Genomic DNA, 4,105 nt, shown 5'->3' on the forward strand with positions numbered 1-4,105 from the left:
ATCGCGCTCAGCCCCAGGGGCTGGCGCTCGCGGCGGCAACGGAGGCACATCACGCAGCCGCCGCATCAACGCGGCCCCGGCCGGGACGGGGGGCACCGGCCGCGACCGCGTTTTCTTCCCGTCCGCTTCGAGCGATGCAGACGGGCGCCCGACAGGCTGTTCACTCCAATCCGTCGGGCAAATCAGAGCTGTTCGCGTGCGGAGTGCAGTTCGGTGATGAGCGAGTTCAGCAGCGTGCGCAGTCCCTCCGCCGCCGCTCCGTCCAGGCCGAGCACCATCCTGCGTGCCCCGCTCTCCGCGAACGCCATGCGCAGGGCGGAATCTGTGTGGCCCGTCTGACTGGCCAGCAGCCCCGCCATGTCGCGGAAGCCCTGGGCAAGATCCTCTTGCATGAGCCGGTCACGGACGTCGACCATGGCGACGAACTCTGCCAGCGCCAGCAGTCGGCCCGTCGCGCGCGCCACGCTGTCGGGGGCACCCTGCTCGGAGTCGACGCCCAGGGCAGCCAGAGCCTGCTGGATCCGCTCGACGCTGAACACCGTGTCGTCCATCCCGTCAGCCTAGTGGCCGGCGCTGCACGCACTGCGCTCCGTTGAGATGAGGTTCCCGTTGTCGTCGTACCTGTTCGTAATGGTCACCATTCCGTGGCAGTTGGGGTCCGGGCACGGCTCGGTGAGACTCGCTTCTGCTCCCATGATCTTCCCTCTCGTGTAGTCGTCGTCTCCGGTGCAAGGGTTGTGCTGGATACCGCCCGCCCCCCGCCGACCTGAGGGGCGGACGGCGTTCAGGGACGGCCCTCCGTCTGGGCCGTGTACGCCTCCCACAGGGTCTGCGCCGTGTTGCAGGTCTCGCTGTCCGCAGCGCAGACCGGGCAGGTTCTGACGTGGTCGAAGTAGGCGCGGTGCGCGGTCTGCCTGGCGGTGATGGGGCCGGGGCCGCTGCCGCTGTCGTGCCACTCCCAGCCGGTGCCGGTCACAGCGTTCTCCGGGGGCTGTCAGTCGGCGGGTGGTGTCGGCGGATCAGGACGTTCATGTCGATGACGCGGGACAGGTCGCCGGCGGCCTGGGCCTGCTGGCGAGTACGGGCCCAGTTCGCGCACTGCGCGCAGCCGAGGGGCGCCTGGGGTGGGGGCAGGGGGAAGCTCACGTGGTGCGTCGTCCGTCCTTCATGAGGCGCCGCAGGGCGATACCGACCGGGCAGCTGCCTGCGTCCCGGATGCACGGCCTGCACGCGGGTGCGTGGTCGTGGAGGGCGCGGTACGCCTGCTCTCCCGTGTGCTGTGGGCAGGCGCGGGGGAACCAGTGGACTCCGTCGTCCTGGCGCTCGCCGAGGTCGACGGCGGCCTGGCCGGTCAGCGGCTGCTCGGTGGCGTCCCAGACACAGACCGCGCCGCGCGCCTGGTCGGCAGTCAGCGAGGCCAGCGGGGGGAGCGCGAGCACCTCGGCGGCCTCGCCCGTGATGTCGTGCGCGGTTCTGGTCACCGGGGCTGCCCTCCGGCCTCGCGCCCGGCGTGCATCCCTGCGGCCGGGTACAGGTGGGCGGGGTCCTCGGGGTCGGTGTACTCGAAGGTGTGGCAGCCCGGATGCCCCGCGAACGAGACGCACACCTGGTCGGCGTCGTCGGTGTTGCAGTCCGGTAGGACGAGGACCTTCTCGGCGGGGCGTCCGTCCTTCCACTCCGCCCACACCTCACCGCGGGTCGGGGTGTCGAGTTCCCACGTCAGATCACGGTGGGGGCCGTCCGGGTGCTCCTCCAGGATGCAGCGCAGGGACGAGTGGACCGATACCCGGGGATCGCTGCTGTCCGGGATGTGGATCAGCATGAGCGCGATCAGGTCCACCGGCATCCTCCCCGGCGCACCGCAAATACGCCGCTCGGGCGTGCTGGCTGAGCGGATCACGGCAGCACCTCCGTCGCGACGCGGCCACCGCGCGGGATGCCCTGAATTGTTCTGATCATCGGCTCGCCCTCACGGGCAGTCCAGATGTAGCGTTCGTCATGTCGACGCTCCTCGAAAGTGTCGGCCACACCCCCGGGCCGCAACATCGGTCGCGGGGGCTTCTGGCGCCTCACACCCTCAGTCAACGACGAGCCCATACGCATGCGGATCTGCCCCGAGATCTGCCACGCTTCTACCAAGCGGGCAGATTGACAGAGGAGTTGTGTCATGCATGGCGGGCAGACATCTGTCATAGGGCAGACAATCCGAAGTGAGAGAAAGAAGCGGGGCTGGACACAAAGACAGCTCGCCGACCAGCTGAACGCCTTGCGCGGATACACCCACGGCGGGTGTAGCGCCAACGACATCTACCGATGGGAGACAGACCGCCGGTCTCCGCGCGATTGGCTCCCCTACCTGGTGACGGTCCTGAACCTGGACCTAGGGGTATTAGGCCGGGGACCGGCCGAAGGATCACAACAGACGGAGGCTGAATCGGTGGATCGCAGAGAGTTCATGGGGGCCAGCATCGGAGCTGCCGTCCCACTCGGCAGTTCCCATTGGGACGGGCGCAGAGTCGGGAAAGCTGACGTTGCCAATCTCCAGCAGGGCCTTGTCGACCTGCGACGGCTAGACGACTTCACGGGTGGCGCCGCTACGTACCCCTTGGCCGTGCAAACCGCACAGCGGACCGAACGAGTACTCGACCGGAGCGTCTACACCCCCGACATCGGGCGGCAGATCCTCGACGTCTTGGCAGAGACACACCAATTCACGTCGTGGACGGCATTCGATTCCGGGAAGCTGCCGGAAGCCAAGAAGCTCGCCCAGCGGGCATCCGCCGCAGCGAACCAGGCCGGGAACCGGATACTGGCGGCCTCCGCACTGTCGGAGCTGTCCTACCTCACAGCGTCAGGGGATGACCCCGGTGAAGCTGTGCAGATGGCACGGGCGTCGCTGGCGCTGGCTCCCGTCGATGTACTGCCTGCCGTCCGGGTGGTACTGGCGGACCGCTTGGCCTGGGCCTGCGCACGTACGGGCAATCCGAAGGGAGCGGAGAGAGCCGTCGGGTTGTCCGAGGACCTGCACGATCAGCGTGACGCCCGCACGGACGAGGAACCTGACTGGGTGTACTGGATCAACCGGGACGAGTCCAAGATCATGGAAGGCCGGTGCTGGGCTGAACTCCGGGAGCACGGCCGGGCGGTGCCGGTCCTGGAGGACATCGATGTTCCGTACGACGAGAGCCACGCGCGGGAGGTGGCCCTGTTCCAGTGCTGGCTGTCCGGCTCGTACCTGGACGCTGGCGAGATCGACCAGGCAGCTGCGGCTGCCAGGTCGGCCGTGGATCTGGTGAAGGGGACGGATTCTCCTCGCACGGATGTGTGGGTGAGCGGCGTCCTTCGGCGTCTACAGGATCACCGGGCCGTTCCGAGCGTGCGGGAACTGCTGGACCACGCCGCTCCTGGTGTGTGACCCAGCTGTCCACGCCCCGATTCCGCAGGTCAGCGCCCAGGTGTAGGAATCCCGGTCATTTTCTTACCGCGTTTGCTACACCCCCGGACATGCCGAAACGCCCCCTGCACGGTCGTGGTGACCGTGGCAGGGGGCGCGGTGGTTCAGCTTGTGGCTTTCAAAGGCGGGACCCCCGCTCGCGCGGGGACTACGGCATGCGAGTCACGCGGACATGAATCATACCGGGACCACCCCCGCTCGCGCGGGGACTACCTGGCCGAGGCTCCGTCGCCGTACCGGGTCCGGGGGACCACCCCCGCTCGCGCGGGGACTACAGGCGCCCACCTGGACTTTCGCCAGCGGGAAGCCGGGATCTTGCTCACTTTACCGAAGTCCACCCAGCGGGCAGGGCGGTTCAGTGGAGGAACAGGCGATGACCCTCGCCCGCAGGCTACTCAGCCGGTGTGGGTGCCGCCTCCGGCGGGCATCCTGCTCGGTATGACCGAGCAGGAGCAGGTTGCCGATCACCGCCATCAGCTTCAGTCCGCGGTGCGTCACCTGGCCTATGCCGCCGGGCAGATGGCGGCCGAGCAACCGGATGACGCGGAGCGGCTGATGGCCCAGACCGACAGGATGGAGCGGGCCCTCGCCCGCACCGCCCCCAGAGCGTGACGAATCGCCCCCCTCCGGCGGAGCCGGAGTGCAACCGCG

Annotated in this window: 7 protein-coding genes; 2 read left to right on the top strand and 5 right to left on the bottom strand. The window is 68.6% G+C overall.

Annotated features, from left to right (window positions below; translation table 11 throughout):
- Nucleotides 1-182: 182 nt before the first annotated feature.
- The 5 genes from ACFXAZ_RS38935 to ACFXAZ_RS38955 form a co-directional block, all read right to left on the bottom strand.
- The gene (locus ACFXAZ_RS38935; RefSeq protein WP_384601658.1) at nucleotides 183-551 is read right to left on the bottom strand and encodes a hypothetical protein; all 369 of its coding nucleotides are present in this window, start codon (nucleotides 549-551) and stop codon (nucleotides 183-185) included.
- 233 nt (nucleotides 552-784) lie between these two features.
- Nucleotides 785-976 carry a hypothetical protein gene (locus ACFXAZ_RS38940; RefSeq protein WP_384601661.1) on the bottom strand — a complete coding sequence of 64 codons (192 nt, stop codon included), beginning with the start codon at nucleotides 974-976 and terminating at the stop codon, nucleotides 785-787.
- Nucleotides 973-1,146: a hypothetical protein gene (locus tag ACFXAZ_RS38945; RefSeq protein WP_384601663.1), complete on the bottom strand. Its 174-nt coding sequence runs from the start codon at nucleotides 1,144-1,146 to the stop codon at nucleotides 973-975. Before ACFXAZ_RS38945 ends, ACFXAZ_RS38940 begins: the two co-directional genes overlap by 4 nt.
- The gene (locus tag ACFXAZ_RS38950) at nucleotides 1,143-1,481 is read right to left on the bottom strand and encodes a hypothetical protein (protein ID WP_384601666.1); all 339 of its coding nucleotides are present in this window, start codon (nucleotides 1,479-1,481) and stop codon (nucleotides 1,143-1,145) included. The genes ACFXAZ_RS38945 and ACFXAZ_RS38950 overlap by 4 nt, the downstream gene beginning before the upstream one ends.
- Nucleotides 1,478-1,840, bottom strand: coding sequence for a hypothetical protein (locus ACFXAZ_RS38955; protein WP_384601669.1), 363 nt, complete (start codon nucleotides 1,838-1,840; stop codon nucleotides 1,478-1,480). Before ACFXAZ_RS38955 ends, ACFXAZ_RS38950 begins: the two co-directional genes overlap by 4 nt.
- Nucleotides 1,841-2,167: 327 nt before the next feature.
- Here ACFXAZ_RS38955 and ACFXAZ_RS38960 point away from each other — a divergent pair, with 327 nt between their 5' ends.
- Nucleotides 2,168-3,415, top strand: coding sequence for a helix-turn-helix domain-containing protein (locus ACFXAZ_RS38960; RefSeq protein ID WP_384601672.1), 1,248 nt, complete (start codon nucleotides 2,168-2,170; stop codon nucleotides 3,413-3,415).
- A 477-nt stretch (nucleotides 3,416-3,892) separates the two neighbouring features.
- Nucleotides 3,893-4,066 carry a hypothetical protein gene (locus tag ACFXAZ_RS38965; RefSeq protein ID WP_384601675.1) on the top strand — a complete coding sequence of 58 codons (174 nt, stop codon included), beginning with the start codon at nucleotides 3,893-3,895 and terminating at the stop codon, nucleotides 4,064-4,066.
- Nucleotides 4,067-4,105: the final 39 nt, after the last annotated feature.

This window comes from Streptomyces sp. NPDC059477, from assembly GCF_042749375.1.
GTDB lineage: Bacteria > Actinomycetota > Actinomycetes > Streptomycetales > Streptomycetaceae > Streptomyces.